This window comes from Chryseobacterium bernardetii, assembly GCF_003815975.1.
Classification (GTDB): domain Bacteria; phylum Bacteroidota; class Bacteroidia; order Flavobacteriales; family Weeksellaceae; genus Chryseobacterium; species Chryseobacterium bernardetii.
The window spans coordinates 3,772,566-3,791,523 of the sequence record NZ_CP033932.1 but is presented as its reverse complement, the minus strand read 5'-3'; the positions used below and the strand labels follow the sequence as shown (position 1 = coordinate 3,791,523).

The window sequence follows — 18,958 nt, the reverse complement described above, 5'->3', positions numbered from 1 at the left end:
TTTATAGCTTATTCTTTCTTCCAGAATTAACAAGGCTTTGATGCAGGAGATATTCAATCTGACCATTTACACTTCTGAATTCATCATTGGCCCATTTTTCCAGGAGTTTATAGGTAGACTCATCTATCCTTAGGACAAAGGATTTTTTGCCTTTGTTTTCCGAAGCGTTCTGAGCTTTTTCTGATTTCATTATTCTTGTTTTTGATGCAAGACGCATTAAATTGTTGTCTCCAGATATACATTATAATAAACCTGGAGTAATTATTTTTTAGTTATACAGAGTTCCTGCATTCAATACCGGTGTTGCCGCTTTTTCACCACAAAGAACCACCATTAAGTTGCTTACCATTGCCGCTTTTCTTTCATCATCAAGCTCAACGATATTTTCTTCTGAAAGTTTTTTCAGGGCAAGGTCTACCATACCCACCGCTCCTTCTACAATTTTAGTTCTTGCTGCCACAATAGCTGTTGCCTGCTGTCTCTGAAGCATAGCCCCTGCAATTTCGGAAGCATAGGCTAAATGTGAAATTCTTGCCTCTTGAATTACGATCCCTGCTTTTGAAAGACGGTCTGTAAGTTCCTGTTCCAAAATAGAATTGATTTTATCTCCGCCTTCTCTCAATGTAATCGGCGCATGATCGTCTTCCAGATTATCATAAGGGAAACTCATGGCCAAATGACGTACCGCCGCTTCACTCTGCATTCTTACAAAGTCTGAATAACGCTCAACATCAAAAGCAGCTTTATAGGTATCTCCTACTTTCCAAACAATTACTACTGCAATTTCAATAGGGTTACCCATCTTATCATTTACTTTCAGAGTTTGCCCTTGTAAGTTTTCTGAGCGCAATGACATTTTCTGGGACGAGTACAGTGGATTGATAAAGAATAAACCGTTATCTTTTACTGTTCCCACATACTTTCCGAAAAAGTTTAATACTCTTGAGTGGTTAGGCTGAATAATCATTAATCCTTTTAAGAAAAAGCAGGCAAGCAGAAAACACAGCATTGCAATAACAACGAATGTGATACTTTGATCTACTCCTGAGATAAAAAAGTAAAATGCTGCAATAAAGAGTACCAGACAAATTACTAATGTAAGATAACCCGACATGGGTTTTAATGTTTTTTCCATGATTGAATTTTTAATTTGATATTATTTTGATATCATAAAGGTAGCGTTATTTTTTGGATTCTGAATGATAAATTTTGTTTTTTTGATAGTTACTGAATACGATTGTTAATTATATTTTTTTAATCATCTATCTCAAAATAGAAATTAACGCAAGGTTCGCAAGATCTTTTGATTCTGTAACGAAAATGAGCGCAAAGGCGTTTCACTCAGCAATAGATTACTTCGCTGAACGAAGTGCCGCTGCGAACGAAAAATTTAAAGCATACTATATCATTTTCCTTGCGAACCTAGCGTTAAAAATAAATTTGAAGGTAAATACCTGATTATGGATATGTATCATTAAAACCATATATAGTACAGATTTTTGTTGTTGTAAATATCTTATTTTGCTTACAGAGTTACATTACTATTTTTTATGCATTATCAACTGTGTCCATCTGTGCCATCTGTGTTTAAAAATTTTTCACCCATTATCCTTAAAAAAACAATATTTTATCTTTTTATTAGGCACAAAAAAATCCCGGAAAGTGAATTCCGGGATTTTGAGTGATATGTTTTAAAAGATTATTTCTTTGTTAAAGCTTTAAACTTGAAATAAGATACAGCTGCTAAAGTAATCATTGTAGCAATTCCGATGTATACCCAGGCTGGTACTGGTACCGGATCACCTGCAGCATAAGAGTGAAGTCCGCTCAGATAATAGTTTACCCCAAAATAGGTCATTACCATTGAACAGAAAGCAAACATGGTTGCTACGTGGAATGCCCATCTGCTTCTTAACCCAGGCACCAATCTCATGTGCAGTACGAAAGCGTACACCATAATGGAGATGAAAGCCCATGTTTCTTTAGGATCCCAGCTCCAGTATCTTCCCCATGATTCGTTGGCCCAGATCCCACCAAGGAAGTTTCCTACTGTTAAGGCAAAAAGACCAACTGTTAATGACATTTCAGAAACAATTACCAGTTCTTTCAATGTTGTATCGTGGTGAATTTTATATGTTTCCTTATTTGAAATAATATAGAATACCAAAGATAATACAGCAATAATCATAGACAAGGCAAAGAAACCGTAACTTGAAGTAATAATAGCTACGTGAACAATCAGCCAATAAGATTTCAGTACCGGGACAAGCGGTGTAATCTGCGGATCAAGGGCAGAACCTCCGTGTGCAAATCCCATCATGATAACAGCTACCATAAATCCTGATGCAGGAATTAATGCATTGGCATTTCTATAAAGAACCAGCCCTGCTGTAATACCCACCCAAGAAATAAAGATAATTGCTTCATAACCGTTACTCCAAGGAGCGTGCCCTGAAATGTACCATCTTGCTACAAGACCTAAGAAGTGGCATATATATCCGATTAAACCAATTGCAATAATGACCTTGATAGCCTTATTTAATACTTTTTTCGGTTTGAATAATTCTATGAATCCCAGAAGTAAAAGAAGCCCCCCGATAATGGTATAGAAAATCAATAATTTGAAGTTGATATTCACATTATTCATGAATACTTCAAGATCTACTTTGGATTGATCAGGAATTACGGCTTTCCCCCATTTTTTCTGATAGTCTGAAAGCTTTACCAATTCAGAATCTGCTTTGCTCCAGTCTCCGGATCTCTGCGCTCCGATTACTTCGGAGAAATAAGGTCCCATTACCTGCTGAGATTCCATATCTGGTTCAAATTTCTGATCCAGCCATGAATGCCATGTGTGGTTGGCATCATTTTTTACAGGTACAATTCTTAAGAACTGACCGCTGAAAAATTCATTGAAAATCTGAACTCTTTCGTTCAGTTTAATTACCTGTTTATCATATTCGGACTGGTCTGCCGGTTTTTTGGCAAAAGCAGTGTTATAGTCTTTCTCCAGAATATAAGTTAACATCCCTGTTCTCTTATCTACCGGGAAAAGGTTCAGTAAAGAAGTATACCCTTCTTCATTGGCTTTTGTTTTTTCAAGAAGTGCTTTTCCTCCTTTTTCATCAACTTTGATTAGAGGAACTGATGTCCAGCTTTCCGTATCTGTGTTGATAGAAAGAAACCATTGGTTAGCATCTAAAGATTTTCCGTCTGTTCCTTTGAAAGTATCATGCTTATAAAGCTTTCTTAAAACCTCTAAAGCCTGCGTGTTCATTGGAATAATTCTACCTTCAAAATTCTGAACCAAAAGGTAACCGAATTTCTCTGCGTGTTCCTTACTGATTTTGTTTCTGGCAATAATCTCATCCGCTGAAATGGTTCTCATTTTTCCCATTGGAGAGGCTAATGAGTTCTGCTTTATCTCACTGTCCTGAGCTGTTTTAGTTTCAGGAGCCGGTGCTGCATGGGTATGCCCGTCACCTTCTACGTGTACGTGTTCTCGGCTTCCGTCAGTAGTACCATGTGTCTCAATTTTCTGAGCATTTATCCCTAAGCTTAAAAACAATAAAAGGACTATTGCAGCTTTCTTTTTATTAACGTCTTTCAGCATTTTATTTAATTTCCAGAAGTGTGTTCCTTTCCAGAAGAAGATTACAAACATCCCTAAGAACAGAAGACCATATCCGATATAAGAAATTAAAGTTCCCCAATAATCGTGGTTTACAGACAATACTGTTCCCATTCTGTCCGGATCAAAGCTTGACTGGAAGAAACGGTATCCTTTATAGTTTAGAACGTGGTTCATATAGATCTTATAAGGGGTTTCTTTTCCTTCATCAACAATTTTTACATGACTTTCGTAAGCACTTGGAGAGCTGCTTCCCGGATATGTTTCCATTACGAAATCATCTAATTTCAAAGCGAAAGGAGTATTATACACTTTTGGTCCGAACCCAACCATAATGTTCAATCCGTCCATAGTGATTTGCTTATATGCATTTGGATTCCCTTTTTCAACGGAAAGATCAACCAATTGTTTTGTTTTGGGTCCCTGTAACTCGATCTGAAGCATATCAGGAACGTTGGCATCTTTCTTTCTGTCTCCTTCGATAGCCATAAGTCTACCCTTTTTAAGACCTTCAGGTACTACAAGCTTTAACTCATTGATGCTATATAAACTTCTCAATGCCAAGGGCTGGAACTCATCTTTTACAGTGTTCCCGGTAGCCTGTGTTGCCATGGTCATATAACTGGCATCTACCGGAGTTTTGATGAATAATTTACCTCCTTCGTTTTTAAATTCTACAGCTCCGTCAATGGGTCTGTTGAAAGTTACCAGGGTTCCGTTAATGGATTTTGTTTCACCAGCTTTTATGTAAATGTTCTGTCTTCCCGTTTTTCCTGTTGAAACCAGGTGAAGGTATTCAGTTCCGTTAGGTTCAGCTAATAAGCTGTCTTTTTTTCTTTGGATATATTCTTTAGCAAAGACCTTTACTTCCTTTCCGTGGAAGTCATAAGTGGCATTAAGATCTTTGTGAAGTGGGGACATCAGATAAGGAATATCCTGATAGTTTAGAACATCTCCTTTTTCCTCGATCTGGATTTTAAGGAAGTTTTTATCCGTTACAATTTCGTTGGATGTTTCTCCCTCTCTGATGTGCATCGTTCCTTCAAAACTGATGTATCTTGTGATGGCACCACCGATGAAAATAAAAACAAAGGCAAGGTGGAAAACCAAAACCGGCCATTTATCCTTTTTCCACAGTCTGTATCTTCCGATATTTCCTATGAAGTTAAGAATAAGCAGCACCATAATGAGTTCAAACCATTTCGCCTCATAAATTAATGCTTTTGCTGTAGGAGTTCCGTAGTCGTTTTCTAAGAACGTTGCATAGGCCATTGCGAATGCATAAACCAGTAACAATACAGCCATTGTCCTGGTTGAGATAATAATATCCTGGAGCTTCTTCATGTTGATATATACTTGACATGCAAAAATAAGGATGATAAACCATAAAGCACTGAAAAAAAGCTGTTTTTTGTCATTTTAGCCCCTGTTTTCCTTATTTTGAACCATTCTTAATAACATTAAATTTATTATGAAAAAATCAATTTTTAAAAGCGAAAAAATCAGGATTAATAATACCTATAGCAGCGATTGAATACTTCTATATCCAGGTATTGTTTTTTATCTTAAAATTTCAGAGAAAAATCTGATCAAAAGCTCCTTACTGATCTCCGGTTTATAAATAAACTCATGAGAACCGGTTTCTAAGGTCTGAAAATTCCATCCTTTTGCTTTAGATTTGTTATCATTATATACTTTCAGAACTTCATTATAGTCAAATACATAATCATCTTTTGCACTGATCGTGTACAGTGGATGATCTTTTGTAATATTTTCAAATGGGATAGCCCCGATATTCAATACCGGATTGGGTGCAAAGGCATAAAATGCCTTAAACGGAGTGCCTTTACGGGATGCAAACCAAAATGTTGCAGTTCCTCCATTAGACATACCCCCCAAATAAATTTTATTTTTATCTACATTATATTTTTTCTCAACATCGTTCAGTATTGTAAAAATATTTTCAAATGCTTTAATCTGGTTCATCCATCCAAAATCTTTTTTAGCAAAGGGATAAATAACTATTGCATTGAAGTGGTTACCTACAGAAAAAATAGGTTCTTTCTTTACATCTGCATTCTGGTAATAGAACTCATTAACAGAATTAACTCCCCCATGAAGAAAGAAAATAACCTTAACGGGTTTTGAAGATTGGTACTTCTTCGGAACAAAAACAACATAAGGAACTTTCAACCCTTCTGCTTCTGTAAAATATGAAGCAAATCCAGATTCTGCTTGGTTAAAAGGAATACTTTCCGTGATCTGATTTTTAACAATCTCCTCATTCCACTGTTGTTTTTCCTCCTTTTTTAATTTTTCTATTTGGGTCAGCTTATTTTCCATATCTGCTAAAAGCTGTTTAAACTCTGTATTCTGACCGAGATTTTTAAACCGTTCATTGGTTTGCAGGAATGTAAATTCATTTCTGTCTTTTCCTAATCCGAGTTTATATCCTTTTTTAAGCCATTCAACCGCAGTTTCCGTATCATTACAGTTGGCAGAAGCAGAAGCAGCACTTACATAATCATAGATCCCGATTTCGGTTTGTAAAGTAAATGCTTCTTTAAAATTTGAAAGAGCATCACAGTATTTCTTTGCCTGTAAATTTACAGACGCTGTCTTCATAAGAGCTTCATATGACTGCGAAAAAGCATTTGAGAAACACAGCAGGCATAATAATACTATAGTTTTCATGTTATTTTTATTTCAAAAATAAGCAATCATTTCTCCACAAATTCAAAATACCATTTAATATCTGGAATATTTTTAATGTAAAGGAAACTTGTTTGTATAAAGTAAAACTTTGATAAATTTTACCCTAAAACTTTTTTTTGAAACATTACCGGACTAAAAAACTACCAATTAATATAATTTAACAGCTCTGCATTTGGATAAACAAAAAAAATAACCTTATTTTTATTTCAGCCAATATTTATAGCTCAAATTATTTTTAAAATCAAATTAAACAATCGCAGTAAAAAGTGGTACTACAAAATGTTTTTTTGAAGAAAAAAGATTCTTTTTAGTATTGAAAAAACGTTAAATTTGCCTCATTGATATTTATGGATAAAAAGACACAAAAAAAACCGACTGAATCGCCTGAAAAAGGCCGAATTTTATCTAAGCCCCGTATATTTTTCGGGCTTACCTTTATACTGTTCTCCGCTGTTCTCGCTCTATCGTTCATTTCTTATTTAATGAACTGGAAAGCGGATCAGAGCCAGGCAGGAACTATGCTGGACAAGAGTATAAAGTCTTCAAACATTTTCGGAAAGGCCGGAGACTGGTTGGGAAACATCTTCATATTTGAAAGCATCGGTATAGCCTCATTTATTATAGCATTTTTATTTTTGGTGGTTGGAACCCTGATCCTAAAAAAGAAAATTTTCAAACCATGGAAAACAATTGGCCATTCTTTGTTTTTCATCTGCTGGCTTCCTATTTTTATGGGAGCACTTACCAAAGGGCAAGGTGTTCTTGGAGGTGTTTACGGATATCAGATTATGGATTACTTAAATGCCATTATCGGATCAGTAGGATTATGGACTGTATTGGCAGCAAGTATTCTTTTATATTTTATTCTTGAATTCAACCTTCGCCCAAGTTCTATCAAGGCAAAATTAAACAAGATCAACGAAAACACTATTGGAAAAGTAAAATCAATGATGCCTGATTCTAATGAAGATTTTGAAGCTGATGAAGAATTAAAGGAAGAAATTGACGAAACAGCAATTGAAGGAAAAAATTCACCTAATGTTACCGTAAGTGACGTTACCAACTCTTCTTCCAATGGCTCATCCAATAAGTTTAAAGAACCTGAAACGGTAAATATTCCAAAAGGGTTTGCTGAAGTTCCGGCAACAAGTAATATTGAAACCATTACAACTCCTAATCACACCTCATTTGACAATGAAACAAAGGAGCCTGCTCAGCCTGTAAGCCTGAACCTTTCTACAAAACCAACGGTTCCGGTTTCAAGCCCGGAAGAAGCTTTTGATATGAGTCCTTCCATTTCTATTCCTGTTTCTACTCCGGCACCTGTAATTCCTGCAACATCTTCACCTGCACAGGAAAACATTAAGTTTAATGTGGAAGTAGCACCGGTAATTGATGTTTTGGATGATTCTGAAAAAAAATCTCAGGAACTTGTAGAAAAGCATGGTTTGTATGATCATAAATTAGACCTGGCTAATTTCCAGATGCCACCTGTTGAGTTATTAAAAGATTATGGCAGTGAAGAGATTTCTATTAATAAAGAAGAACTGGAAGAAAATAAAAATAAAATTGTTGGTCTTCTTAAAAACTTCAACGTAGGAATTGCAGAAATTAAAGCAACCATCGGCCCAACGGTTACCCTGTACGAAATTGTACCGGAAGCGGGAATCCGTGTTGCAGCGATTAAAAAATTACAGGATGATATTGCACTGAACCTTTCTGCACTGGGAATCAGAATTATTGCTCCGATGCCTGGAAAAGGAACCATTGGTATTGAAGTACCTAGAAAAAATCCTACCATGGTTTCTATGCGTTCCGTGATTGCATCACAGAAATTCCAGAATACGGATATGGATCTTCCGGTGGTTTTCGGAAAAACGATTTCCAACGAAATCTTCATGGCAGACCTTTCAAAAATGCCGCACTTATTGATGGCTGGAGCAACCGGACAAGGTAAATCTGTAGGGATTAATGCGATCCTTACTTCCCTACTCTACAAGAAACACCCAAGCGAACTGAAGTTTGTAATGGTTGACCCTAAGAAAGTAGAGCTTTCTTTATATTCAAAAATTGAAAGACATTATTTGGCTAAATTACCGGATGCAGAAGAAGCGATCATCACAGATACCAACAAAGTAATCAATACCCTGAACTCTTTGTGTATTGAGATGGATACAAGATATGACCTTCTTAAAAATGCATTCTGCAAAAACCTTAAAGAATACAATAAGAAGTTTGCAGAAAGAAAACTGAATCCTGAAAATGGTCACCGTTTCCTTCCTTATATTGTATTGGTAGTAGACGAGTTTGCAGACCTTATCATGACGGCAGGCAAAGAGGTCGAATTGCCGATTGCCAGATTGGCACAGCTTGCAAGAGCCGTTGGAATTCACCTGATTGTTGCTACACAAAGACCTTCCGTAAACGTAATCACAGGTATGATTAAAGCCAATTTCCCGGCAAGGGCTGCCTTCAGAGTAATTTCAAGTGTAGACTCAAGAACAATCCTTGATTCTCCGGGAGCTGATCAGCTGATTGGTAAAGGAGATATGCTTTACTTCAATGGTAATGAGATCTTAAGACTTCAGTGTGCCTTTGTAGATACTCCGGAAGTGGAAAGACTTGCAGAATTCATTGGAGAGCAAAAAGGATATTCATCTGCATTCATTTTGCCGGAATATGTTTCGGAAGACGCAAACAGTTCTGCGGTAGGTGCTTTTGATCCTAATGAAAAGGATGCATTATTTGAAGAAGCAGCAAGAATTATTGTTTCTACCCAGCAGGGATCCACATCAATGCTTCAGAGACAATTGAAACTTGGATACAACAGAGCCGGCAGAATTATGGATCAGCTTGAAGCAAGCGGCATTGTAGGCGGATTTAACGGAGCTAAGGCAAGAGAGGTCCTTATCAGCGACCTTCATTCTTTGGAACAGTTTCTTGAAGACCTAAGAAACTAGGCAACCAATTTTTTAACAACGAAACAATTCCGGGCATATTTGAACAAATATGCCCGGAATTATAAAATGATACTCAACTTAAACTATGATTATGAAAACTTCATTACAACAAACGTTCAAACTGGGACTTCTCGCATGTACACTAACCTTATCCTCATGTGCGTTAAGATCTGTTCCAAGTGATTATACTTCCGTAAAATTGGATAGCATCAACAATAATACTTTAGGAAATGGCAAAGTACTGATTTATAATGGAGCCGGTGTTCTTCACAAGGTGGATAATACAGCCAGATTAAATATTGGGCTTGATGGTAAATCTCTGGGACAGATAAGACCGAGAGAATATGTTATTGTGAATTTAGAAAATGGAAAGCATGAATTTACGGCTCTTCACATTGACATGGTGAATATGAGAAGTAAACATCCGGTTGAAATTAATGAACATACTAAAGTTATAAAAATTGAACCTACCATTACCTCGAATAAACTAACAATAACTAATATCCTGCCGGAGAACTTTGAAAAGTATATCGAAAGACCAGAGGTAAGATAAAAGTAAAACCATAATCTGTAATACAGACTGTATTGAAAGAGTTTTTTTGGAACAGTTTTTGGAAGATCTGCGTAGTTAAAGGGAAAATACGTATATCTTTAACCTTAAAAGTTTAAAATTATCTAAAGATTAAATAAGAAAAATGAAGAATATTATTTCAAAAGTCATATTAGGAAGTTTTGTAGTAGGTGCAGTAGGTATGGCTAATGCTCAGAAAATAGACGCAAAAGCTAAAAAGATATTGGATGACGTTACAGCCAATTACAATTCTAAAAAGAATTCTTACTTCAAATTTTCTTTTGGAAGCGGGCTTAACGGGCAGGTTAATAAAACAGAACCTGGTATCTATTATGCCGCAGGAGATAAATATAAACTGAAGATCATGGATACTGAACAGATCTTTGATGGAAATAAAATATATAACATCAATGCTGATGATATGGAAGTAACCATTGCAAAACCTAACGGAAGCAGTGCTATGTTCTCCCCTATCAATTATCTTACTACCTATAGAAACGAATACAACGTAACCTATAATGGTAAGAAAACAGTAAACGGCGTGAATACAGATTTCATTAAGCTTACTCCGATAAAGGCAAACGGAATTCAATTTGTTTATCTTTTTGTAGATTCTGCGAAAAAACAAATGGTGAAACTGGAACAGCACGGAAACAACAAAGACGTTGCAGTAATTGCGATTAAAGAATACAAAGAGAACCAGAATCTGGATCCAAATATGTTTGTTTTTGACAAAAATAAATTCAAAAACTACGTTATTACAGAACTTTAAAAGTTGAAAATCAAAAAAGTAAATTCACGTTTTTGAAATTTCACTACAGAAAAAAATAACAAAATATAAAAGCCGCAAGTTTGCGGCTTTTTGATTAATTTTGACGCATGTTAAAAATACTAGACAGATATATCATAAAAACCTTCTTTGGACCGTTTTTCTTTATATTCAGCGTATTGTTTTTCATTTTCATTGTAAACATTATCTGGGTTCAATTAGGACAGTTTATGGGAAAAGGATTAAGCTACTGGCAAATCCTGAAACTTCTTTTTTACCTTGGGGTGAACGTTATCAGTATGGTTCTTCCGCTCACCATTCTTCTGGCAAGTATCATGTCATTCGGAGAATTTGGTGAACGTTATGAACTTGCCGCAATGAAAGCTGCAGGAATTCCTCTTACAAGGGTAATGACTCCTCTTTTAGGAATCACCACAATTCTTGCCATCATGCTGTTTTTCTTCTCCAACAATATTATTCCGGATTTCCAGAGGAAAGCTAAGAATATGCTTTTCAATATTGCACAAACAAAACCTGCAATTAACTTTACTCCCGGACAGTTTATTGATCAGATCCCAGGATACCTGGTAAAATTTGACAAGATATATGGGGAGAACGGAGAAAATATTGAAGGAGTTTTTGTTCATAAAAAAGCCAACACGTATGAAAACCAACAATCTGTAGTAGCTGAAAAAGGAAAGTTTGTACCTGCAGCCAACAAAAATTTTCTGAAGCTGGTACTGTATAACGGGTATGTATTTGAAGATAATTTTGCAGGAAAAGGAGAAGATGTAAGAAAAAAACAACCGGACCAGGCCATTAAATTCGACACCCTGGTAAATCACTTTGACATTAGTGAACTTATTAATAAAGCTATTGAAAAGGAACAGATTACGGATGACTATCGTTTCCAGACTTATAATGAGCTTAATAAAACGATTGCCGTCAGTAAAAAAGAAAATGCCCTGTTTTTTAAAAGCATAGGATCAGATGTTTTAAATCAGACCAATAGTGTGGTTGCTTATATGGATCAGGCCAATAAACCTAAAGTAGCACCAAAAGCCCAGATAAAACTGGATACGGTAAAGAGTGATAAAAAGCTTGAGATGATTTACAGTTCCTATAACAGACTTGAAAATCTGAAATCAACACTGGAGGTTAAAAAAAATGAGTTCAGTACCAATGTAAAATACTTCAGTAAGATTGTTATTTATCAGCAGCGGTATATCTCTTATTCAGTAACGTGTCTTATTTTCTTCCTGATTGGGGCCAGTTTGGGATCTATCATCAGAAAAGGAGGAATGGGGCTTCCTGTAATTATTGCGATTGTTATCTTTATCATTTTCTATGTTATCAATGTTGGGGTAGAAAATATGTCCTGGAGTGGTAAAATGAATCCTTATTTAGCAGCCTGGCTGCCTAATTTCATTTTATTTCCATTTGGTGTGTGGATGACTTATAAAGCACTTACAGATTCACAGTTATTTGATGCAGAAAAATATAAAGTATTATTCAAGCCGATTACAAAGAGATTCTCGAAAAATAAAGAACATAAGAGGTATCAATAATTTAATAAACAAAAAAGCCCGGAAAATCCGGGCTTTTTTGTTTATTGAAAGCTGAAAGAGGAAACTAGTAAGTTCATACTGGCCATTCATTCATAAAGATAAATAGATTTTAAAGTAACCGAGACTTATAGATTCTTGATTTTTATTCACCCTACAAAACGAACTCGATCTGTTGCATAAACGTCTATAAACACTCCTCTCCCGGCCTGCAGCTTCCCAACCTTTCACAAACTATTTTCCCAGAAAGGATAAAAGATTATATTTGCAAAAAAATAAAACGATAACTACATGAAAAAAGTACTGGCTATAGGCCTGTTTGCAATGGTTTCTTTTAATGCTTACGCACAGGAAGATAACAACACGGATTACTCTTTAAAAGGCGATGAAAAATATGGTTATATCATTGACAAAAGTAGTAAAAAAATTGAAGGTATCGTAAGACTGAATGGAGATGCCATGTCTCCCTGGGATAATCAGAAGAAAGTAAAATTTGTGGCTGTATCTGACATTGACAAATCTAAGAAAAAACAGAAGTTCAAAACACTGGATACAGATGATATTAAAGAATATGTTGCTGTTGATGATAACAATAACGAAATACATTTCGAAAATATTAAATATACCAATACTAAAGAAGGATTCAATACTGCCACCGGAGGTTTGAGCGGTAATATTAAAGCCTTTAATAATCTTACAAAAAACACCCAGTTTGCTGAAATTGTAAAAGACGGAAAGATTAAAGTCTATAAATTGTATGGTTATCCCACTACTTTTTCCGCTGGAACCAGCCAGATTGCTGCTGCTGATGCAGAAACTAAGAGAATGAGAGAACACCCATCTTATATCTACAGCAAAAAAGGCGGTAAAATTGAAGAACTTAGTTTGGCCAAAGCTAAAATAATTATTGCAGACTGCAGCTATACTAAAGGTAAGATGACCAGCGGTGCTTATGCTTCCCTGAAGAATGATGAAAAGAAAAGATCCGGCCTTGGCAGATTGATTAAAAGCCAGATTGACGATGTCATGTCAAACGTTCCGGAAATTATAGAAGAAGTTATTACAGATTACAACGAAAACTGTAAATAATTCTTAATAATAAAGAAAGAGACTCCAAGTCCGGAGTCTCTTTCTTTATTAAAACTGATAAACAAAAGCATTAATATTCATACCAGCTCCTACTGAAGCAAATAATACAACATCATTCTTCCTGATCTCATGATGCTCTAACTCACCCTTTAAAATCATAGCAAGTAAAGATGGAATAGTTGCTACACTGCTGTTACCCAGTTTATGAATTACCATAGGCATGATATGCTCCGGAACTGGAGTATTATACAGCTGGTAAAACCTGTTAACAATAGCTTCATCCATTTTTTCATTCGCCTGATGAATAATGATTTTATTGAGCTTATGAATTGAATATCCGCTGTTATCCAGACACTTCTTCATCGCTTCAGGAACATGAAGGAGAGCAAATTCATAGATTTTCCTTCCATCCATTTTGATATATCGGGTATCCGGACATCGCTCATTGTTATAAGATTTTCCAAAATACAAGTAGTCTTTTTCCGTCAGGGTATAAGAAGCAGATAAGTGAGATTTGATTCCCGATTCATCATTTTCATTAATTTCCAGAACTGCAGCGCCGGCACCGTCAGCATAGATCATGCTGTCTCTGTCATGAATATCCACAACACGGGAAAGTGTTTCAGCTCCAATGACAAGGCATCGCTTGGCGATTCCTGCCCTGATAAATGCATTGGCCTGTATTACTCCTTCTATCCAGCCCGGACAGCCAAATAAAACATCATACGCCACACAGAAATTATTTCGTATTCCTAATAAATGCTTCACCCGTGCAGCAAGACTTGGAACCATATCAGACTGAACCGTTCCAAACCGCACGTCTCCAAAATTATGGGCAAATATAATGTAGTCTAGAGTTTCAGGGTCTATCCCTGCATTTTCTATGGCAGCCTGAGCAGCTTTAAGTCCCAAATCTGAAGTGACCTGTGTACTGCTGGCATATCTTCTTTCTTCAATGCCTGTAATTTTTTTTAGCTTTTCTGTGATAGAGGCATTATTGTCCTTTAATAAGACTCCTTCCTCATTAAGAAAAATATGCTTGTCAAAAAATAAATTGGTAATTGTTTCGGATGGGATATAGTTCCCCACCCCAATAATTCTGGTCATCATCTTTATGTTGTTATCCTGTTCTATAGTATTTTCAGGAATAATCAATAAATATAACGATAATACTCATCAATATATTATAACAGACCGATAATTCTAATTAATTTATAGAAAGGTACTTCCAAAAAAAGAGGATTCCGGTTTGGGAATCCTCTTTCTGTATTTTCATAAACTGAAAATTATACTTTCATAATTTCAGCTTCTTTTGTTTTAAGATGCTCATCACAAAGCTTCACATACTTATCTGTGTACGTCTGGATTTCTTCTTCTACGCCTTTTACAACGTCTTCAGAAACTCCATCAAGCTTTTTAAGTTCTTTCAAACCATCCTGTCTTGCATTTCTTACAACGATTTTTGTCTGCTCAGTTTCGCTTTTAGCCTGTTTTGCAAGTTCCTTTCTTCTTTCTTCAGTTAAAGGCGGTACATTAAGAATAATGTTTTCTCCGTTATTAGAAGGCGCAAAACCTAAGTTTGAATTAATGATCGCTTTTTCAATTGCATTGATCGCGGTTCTGTCCCAAGGTTGAATAGAGATAGTCATTGCATCTGGAATAGAAACATTGGCAACCTGGTTAAGTGGAGTCATTGCTCCATAATATTCAACCATTACATCCTGAACCATTGCTGTAGAAGCACGTCCTGCTCTGATTCTTTGAAATGCATGGTCAAGGTGTTTTACCGCTGCGTCCATGTCCTGTTTTACAGATTCTAATATTAGATCTAATTCTTCCATTATTATAGTATAGTTTGATAAATTACACATTAATTAATACACACTGAATATCAGAGAGTAAATATATCCAACCACTTGCTTCCAAGCTGTCTTTTACTATTCAGTGGTGCAAAAATAATGATTGTTTTCGATATTTCACTAAGCTTATATTCTCTATTTTTGGGAGAAGAGCTCTTTTCAGGTTTAATTGCTACCTGTATTATCTCTTTTATCCATAGTTTCCGATGATTATGGATCAGAAATAAAATATATTCATGGGCTCAAAATTGTTCTTCTATTCAAAGAAAAGAATTAACCCTTAAACAATTAAAATATATATTTATCAACTCATCAAATACAGTTTGATTGTGTTTCTCTATTTTTTAGCACCAAAATCTGTAATCAGCAACAATATTCTCATTGAGAAGAATACAGGTACAAATACCTATATGATATTTCGGATGTTTCCACGCTTATATACCTCATTTTTTCTCTTTTACTTTACAATATTCTTTTTAACAAAGCTTTTTATTCAGAAAATCACATTATTAAAGAATTTAGAAATGAATAACATGGGAACTGAATTTTCAAGGAGACATTTCTGAAGTTTACAGACTAAATGAAAGACAAATAAAAAACCACTTGCCATAGCTTTAATTGCTGTAACAAGTGGTTTGTTTTTTATAGAAAAAATTAATTTCCGGTAAAAGATAAGAATAACGAAATATCATTTAAACCTACCTTATACTTTTTTAATCTATATTCTGTGATTACAAATCAACTAAGGTGCCTACATTTTCTCCTTCCACGATTTTCACTAAATTGCCATCTTTATTCATATCGAATACAATAATAGGCAATTTGTTCTCATGGCTCAAAGTAAAGGCAGTCATATCCATAACTTTAAGATTTTTTTCAAATACTTCATCGAAAGATAATGAGTTATATTTTACTGCATCAGCATTCTTTTCCGGATCGCTGTCATAAATTCCGTCTACTCTTGTTCCTTTAAGAATAACGTCTGCCCCAATTTCAATGGCTCTCAATGTTGCAGCTGTATCGGTTGTAAAATAAGGGTTTCCTGTTCCTGCACCGAAGATCACTACTCTTCCTTTTTCAAGGTGTCTTACTGCTCTTCTTTTGATGAAAGGTTCAGCTACTTTATCCATTTCGATCGCAGACTGAAGTCTTGTTTTAATTCCAGCATCCTCCAATGCTCCCTGTAACGCCATACCATTGATTACAGTAGCTAACATTCCCATGTAGTCTCCCTGCACTCTGTCCATTCCTTTCGCAGCCCCTGCAACCCCACGGAAAATATTTCCTCCTCCAATGACGATTGCTACTTCACAGCCTTTTTCAACTACTTTTTTGATCTCTGCAGCATATTCCTGCAGCCTTTCGTTGTCAATACCGTATTGTCTGTTTCCCATTAAGGCCTCACCGCTAAGTTTTAGAAGGATTCTTTTATATTTCATCTTTTATTTTTAATAAGCTTTACTAGAGTGGGTTTCCCCAAAATTTGATTTTGCAAATATAATCATTAAAAATATTGGTAAAAGAAAAATATTTAATTAGAAATAATGTAAGAAATATTTTGAAAAGTACGAAAAAGGATTATTTTTGCATTAATTATAAATTGAGTTGAAGAAAATTATCATTTTTTCATTATTTCTATCAGGAATTGTTTCTTATGCACAAACAGGAACAAATGTGTATCCGTTCTTAAATGTACCTGTATCTGCAAGACAGGCAGCCTTAGGTGGAGATGCAATTTCGATAAGAGATTATGATGTTTCCTTTGCTATTGCAAACCCGGCCCTGTTAAATAAAGATTCAGACAAGCAGCTTTCTGTGAATGCTACCGCTTATCTTGCCGACTCCAAATACGGTACCATTGCTTATGCCAAAGACTTTGACAATGGCCATATGGCTACCATCAATGCAAGGTATATGAGCTATGGAAGTATTCCGAGAACTGATGAAAACGGTTTTCAGGATGGAGAATATAAAGCTTCTGATGTAGCAATTGGTGCCGGATATGCTTACCAGTTTGAAGAAGACTGGACCATTGGTGGAGGATTAAATTTCATTACCTCAAAAATAGACAACTATACCTCTTCCGCTATCTCAGGAACTGCCGGAATTACCTATCATAACAAAAAGAACAAAGAAGTACTTTCCCTTGTATTGAGAAACTTTGGTTTTCAGTTGAAATCCTTTAATGGAACCCGTGAAAACCTTCCATTCAGAGTAGATGTTGGATATACAAGGATATTAAAGAACTTCCCGCTTGCCATTACTGTTACGGCACATGATCTCCAGCAGTTTAATATTTCATCCGAATACAATAAGGACGGGCAGAAAGTGAATGCCGGCAGAAAAATTGCCGATCACTTCTCTTTAGGCGCAGAATTATTCCCCGAAAAAAACTTTAATATCAGGCTGGGATATAATGTAAAACGAGGAAATGAACTTGCCGTGGCAGATCAGAGAAACTTTTCAGGACTTTCCGGCGGCTTCGGAATTAAAGTGTCAAGATTCCGTATAGATTATGCCCACATAAGATATCACAACTCTTCGAACGTCAATCAGATAGGAGTTTCCATGGATCTTTCCAGCCATAGAGGTGAATAGAAAAACTCTTAAATACCTCTTAAAATTTCTTATTAGTTCTTGATTTTCTAAAAAAAATCTTGAAATTTGCAGTATGAAAAAACCTGTAATAGCTATCGATGGGTACTCGTCTACCGGAAAAAGTTCTATTTCTAAAATCATTGCTGATAAGCTGGGACTTATTCATATGGATACAGGAGCACTTTACAGAGGAGTTACCTGGTTTGCCCTGCAAAATTGCATGAATACAGAAGGTGTAATTGATCTGAAGACCTTATTTTCTTCTCTGGATCAGATTCATCTTGAATTTAAAAATAATGATGGTACACTTGTCCTTTATCTTAATAATGCAGATATATCTAAGGAAATCCGTACAAATGAGGTTTCTGATAACGTAAGTCTTGTTGCTAAACAAAAAGAAGTGAGAGATTATCTATTACAATCTCAGCGTTCTATAGCAGAAAAAGGAGGTGTTATTATGGATGGACGTGACATAGGCACAGTAGTCCTGCCTGATGCAGACTATAAATTCTTTCTTACTGCCAGTATAGATGAAAGAACCAACAGAAGATTTCTTGAATTAAAAGGTCTGGGAATTGAAGCAGATAAGGAACAGGTAAAGCAAAACCTTATTGAAAGAGATAAAATTGATAGTGAGCGTGAAATAGCCCCATTGAAGCAGGCTGACGATGCTACAGTGATCGACAATTCTGCGCTTACCAAAGAAGAAACTATAGAACTTATTCTTTCTTATATCCAAAAGATTTAACAATTTTTAATAGGCACACAGCCTGCTTTGGTATACAAATTGTAAGTTTTATTAGTGTAAAAACTAATCTATTATTAACTATTAAAAAACTTAAAATGTCTAAAAACGGAAAAAATACAGCAGGTATATTAGCGGGACTTCTTGCAGGTGCTGCAGCAGGTGTAATCTTAGGAATGTTATATGCACCGGAAGAAGGAAAAGAAACCAGAAAAAAAATCAAAAATAAGGCAAATGATCTGAAAGATCAGGCAAAAAACAAATACGGAGAGGTTTCTGAAAAAGTGAAAGACCAATATGGCAACATTTCTTCTACTTTTAAAGAAACAGCCAACAACGTAGCACATACTGTAAAAGACGGATATGACAAATACAAAGATCAGATTGTTTCTAAGACTGCAGATGTAGTAAAAGATGTAGAAGCAGAGCTTAACGATCTTAAATCATAAGTAATTT

Annotated in this window: 15 protein-coding genes; 8 read left to right on the top strand and 7 right to left on the bottom strand. The window is 35.6% G+C overall.

Going from position 1 to position 18,958, the window contains the following annotated elements; all coding sequences use genetic code 11:
• Position 1 precedes the first annotated feature (1 nt).
• From EG339_RS17195 to EG339_RS17180, 4 genes are all read right to left on the bottom strand, one after another.
• The gene (locus EG339_RS17195) at positions 2-190 is read right to left on the bottom strand and encodes a type II toxin-antitoxin system antitoxin (protein ID WP_123871175.1); all 189 of its coding nucleotides are present in this window, start codon (positions 188-190) and stop codon (positions 2-4) included.
• A 78-nt stretch (positions 191-268) separates the two neighbouring features.
• Complete coding sequence (locus EG339_RS17190; RefSeq protein ID WP_123871174.1) at positions 269-1,135, bottom strand: SPFH domain-containing protein; 867 nt, start codon at positions 1,133-1,135, stop codon at positions 269-271.
• A gap of 564 nt (positions 1,136-1,699) precedes the next feature.
• Entirely contained in the window at positions 1,700-4,975 is a 3,276-nt protein-coding gene (gene ccsA / locus EG339_RS17185) for a cytochrome c biogenesis protein CcsA (RefSeq protein WP_123871173.1), read from the bottom strand.
• A gap of 216 nt (positions 4,976-5,191) precedes the next feature.
• Positions 5,192-6,325 carry a hypothetical protein gene (locus EG339_RS17180; RefSeq protein ID WP_123871172.1) on the bottom strand — a complete coding sequence of 378 codons (1,134 nt, stop codon included), beginning with the start codon at positions 6,323-6,325 and terminating at the stop codon, positions 5,192-5,194.
• Positions 6,326-6,693: 368 nt separating this feature from the next.
• On the opposite strand from EG339_RS17180, the gene EG339_RS17175 reads away from it, so the two are divergent.
• The 5 genes from EG339_RS17175 (at position 6,694) to EG339_RS17155 (ending at position 13,300) form a co-directional block, all read left to right on the top strand.
• The gene (locus EG339_RS17175) at positions 6,694-9,306 is read left to right on the top strand and encodes an FtsK/SpoIIIE family DNA translocase (RefSeq protein ID WP_123871171.1); all 2,613 of its coding nucleotides are present in this window, start codon (positions 6,694-6,696) and stop codon (positions 9,304-9,306) included.
• A gap of 91 nt (positions 9,307-9,397) precedes the next feature.
• Positions 9,398-9,859, top strand: coding sequence for a hypothetical protein (locus tag EG339_RS17170; protein ID WP_123871170.1), 462 nt, complete (start codon positions 9,398-9,400; stop codon positions 9,857-9,859).
• Positions 9,860-10,001: 142 nt separating this feature from the next.
• Positions 10,002-10,649 carry a LolA family protein gene (locus EG339_RS17165; RefSeq protein ID WP_123871169.1) on the top strand — a complete coding sequence of 216 codons (648 nt, stop codon included), beginning with the start codon at positions 10,002-10,004 and terminating at the stop codon, positions 10,647-10,649.
• Between the two features lie 107 nt (positions 10,650-10,756).
• A complete protein-coding gene (locus EG339_RS17160) occupies positions 10,757-12,214 on the top strand; it encodes an LptF/LptG family permease (protein WP_123871168.1) in 1,458 nt (485 codons plus the stop codon).
• Between the two features lie 288 nt (positions 12,215-12,502).
• On the top strand, positions 12,503-13,300 hold the full coding sequence (locus EG339_RS17155; protein ID WP_123871167.1) for a hypothetical protein: 798 nt from the start codon (positions 12,503-12,505) through the stop codon (positions 13,298-13,300).
• Positions 13,301-13,348: 48 nt separating this feature from the next.
• On the opposite strand, the gene EG339_RS17150 is transcribed toward EG339_RS17155, so the two are convergent.
• From EG339_RS17150 to pyrH, 3 genes are all read right to left on the bottom strand, one after another.
• Entirely contained in the window at positions 13,349-14,410 is a 1,062-nt protein-coding gene (locus EG339_RS17150) for a 3-oxoacyl-ACP synthase III family protein (RefSeq protein WP_123871166.1), read from the bottom strand.
• Positions 14,411-14,586: 176 nt separating this feature from the next.
• Positions 14,587-15,141 (bottom strand): ribosome recycling factor, encoded by a 555-nt coding sequence (gene frr / locus EG339_RS17145; protein WP_123871165.1) that lies wholly within the window; start codon positions 15,139-15,141, stop codon positions 14,587-14,589.
• Between the two features lie 749 nt (positions 15,142-15,890).
• On the bottom strand, positions 15,891-16,598 hold the full coding sequence (gene pyrH / locus EG339_RS17140; protein WP_068943145.1) for a UMP kinase: 708 nt from the start codon (positions 16,596-16,598) through the stop codon (positions 15,891-15,893).
• A gap of 166 nt (positions 16,599-16,764) precedes the next feature.
• On the opposite strand from pyrH, the gene porQ reads away from it, so the two are divergent.
• From porQ to EG339_RS17125, 3 genes are all read left to right on the top strand, one after another.
• The gene (gene porQ, locus EG339_RS17135; RefSeq protein WP_123871164.1) at positions 16,765-17,757 is read left to right on the top strand and encodes a type IX secretion system protein PorQ; all 993 of its coding nucleotides are present in this window, start codon (positions 16,765-16,767) and stop codon (positions 17,755-17,757) included.
• Positions 17,758-17,830: 73 nt separating this feature from the next.
• On the top strand, positions 17,831-18,505 hold the full coding sequence (gene cmk / locus EG339_RS17130) for a (d)CMP kinase (protein ID WP_123871163.1): 675 nt from the start codon (positions 17,831-17,833) through the stop codon (positions 18,503-18,505).
• A 95-nt stretch (positions 18,506-18,600) separates the two neighbouring features.
• Positions 18,601-18,951: a YtxH domain-containing protein gene (locus EG339_RS17125; RefSeq protein ID WP_066695560.1), complete on the top strand. Its 351-nt coding sequence runs from the start codon at positions 18,601-18,603 to the stop codon at positions 18,949-18,951.
• Positions 18,952-18,958 lie beyond the last annotated feature (7 nt).

Bases quoted from the DNA above. Each gene is read 5' to 3' on its own strand.
- EG339_RS17195 (WP_123871175.1), bottom strand. From the start codon at position 190: ATGAAATCAGAAAAAGCTCAGAACGCTTCGGAAAACAAAGGCAAAAAA.
- EG339_RS17190 (WP_123871174.1), bottom strand. From the start codon at position 1,135: ATGGAAAAAACATTAAAACCCATGTCGGGTTATCTTACATTAGTAATT.
- ccsA (WP_123871173.1), bottom strand. From the start codon at position 4,975: ATGAAGAAGCTCCAGGATATTATTATCTCAACCAGGACAATGGCTGTA.
- EG339_RS17180 (WP_123871172.1), bottom strand. From the start codon at position 6,325: ATGAAAACTATAGTATTATTATGCCTGCTGTGTTTCTCAAATGCTTTT.
- EG339_RS17175 (WP_123871171.1), top strand. From the start codon at position 6,694: ATGGATAAAAAGACACAAAAAAAACCGACTGAATCGCCTGAAAAAGGC.
- EG339_RS17170 (WP_123871170.1), top strand. From the start codon at position 9,398: ATGAAAACTTCATTACAACAAACGTTCAAACTGGGACTTCTCGCATGT.
- EG339_RS17165 (WP_123871169.1), top strand. From the start codon at position 10,002: ATGAAGAATATTATTTCAAAAGTCATATTAGGAAGTTTTGTAGTAGGT.
- EG339_RS17160 (WP_123871168.1), top strand. From the start codon at position 10,757: ATGTTAAAAATACTAGACAGATATATCATAAAAACCTTCTTTGGACCG.
- EG339_RS17155 (WP_123871167.1), top strand. From the start codon at position 12,503: ATGAAAAAAGTACTGGCTATAGGCCTGTTTGCAATGGTTTCTTTTAAT.
- EG339_RS17150 (WP_123871166.1), bottom strand. From the start codon at position 14,410: ATGATGACCAGAATTATTGGGGTGGGGAACTATATCCCATCCGAAACA.
- frr (WP_123871165.1), bottom strand. From the start codon at position 15,141: ATGGAAGAATTAGATCTAATATTAGAATCTGTAAAACAGGACATGGAC.
- pyrH (WP_068943145.1), bottom strand. From the start codon at position 16,598: ATGAAATATAAAAGAATCCTTCTAAAACTTAGCGGTGAGGCCTTAATG.
- cmk (WP_123871163.1), top strand. From the start codon at position 17,831: ATGAAAAAACCTGTAATAGCTATCGATGGGTACTCGTCTACCGGAAAA.
- EG339_RS17125 (WP_066695560.1), top strand. From the start codon at position 18,601: ATGTCTAAAAACGGAAAAAATACAGCAGGTATATTAGCGGGACTTCTT.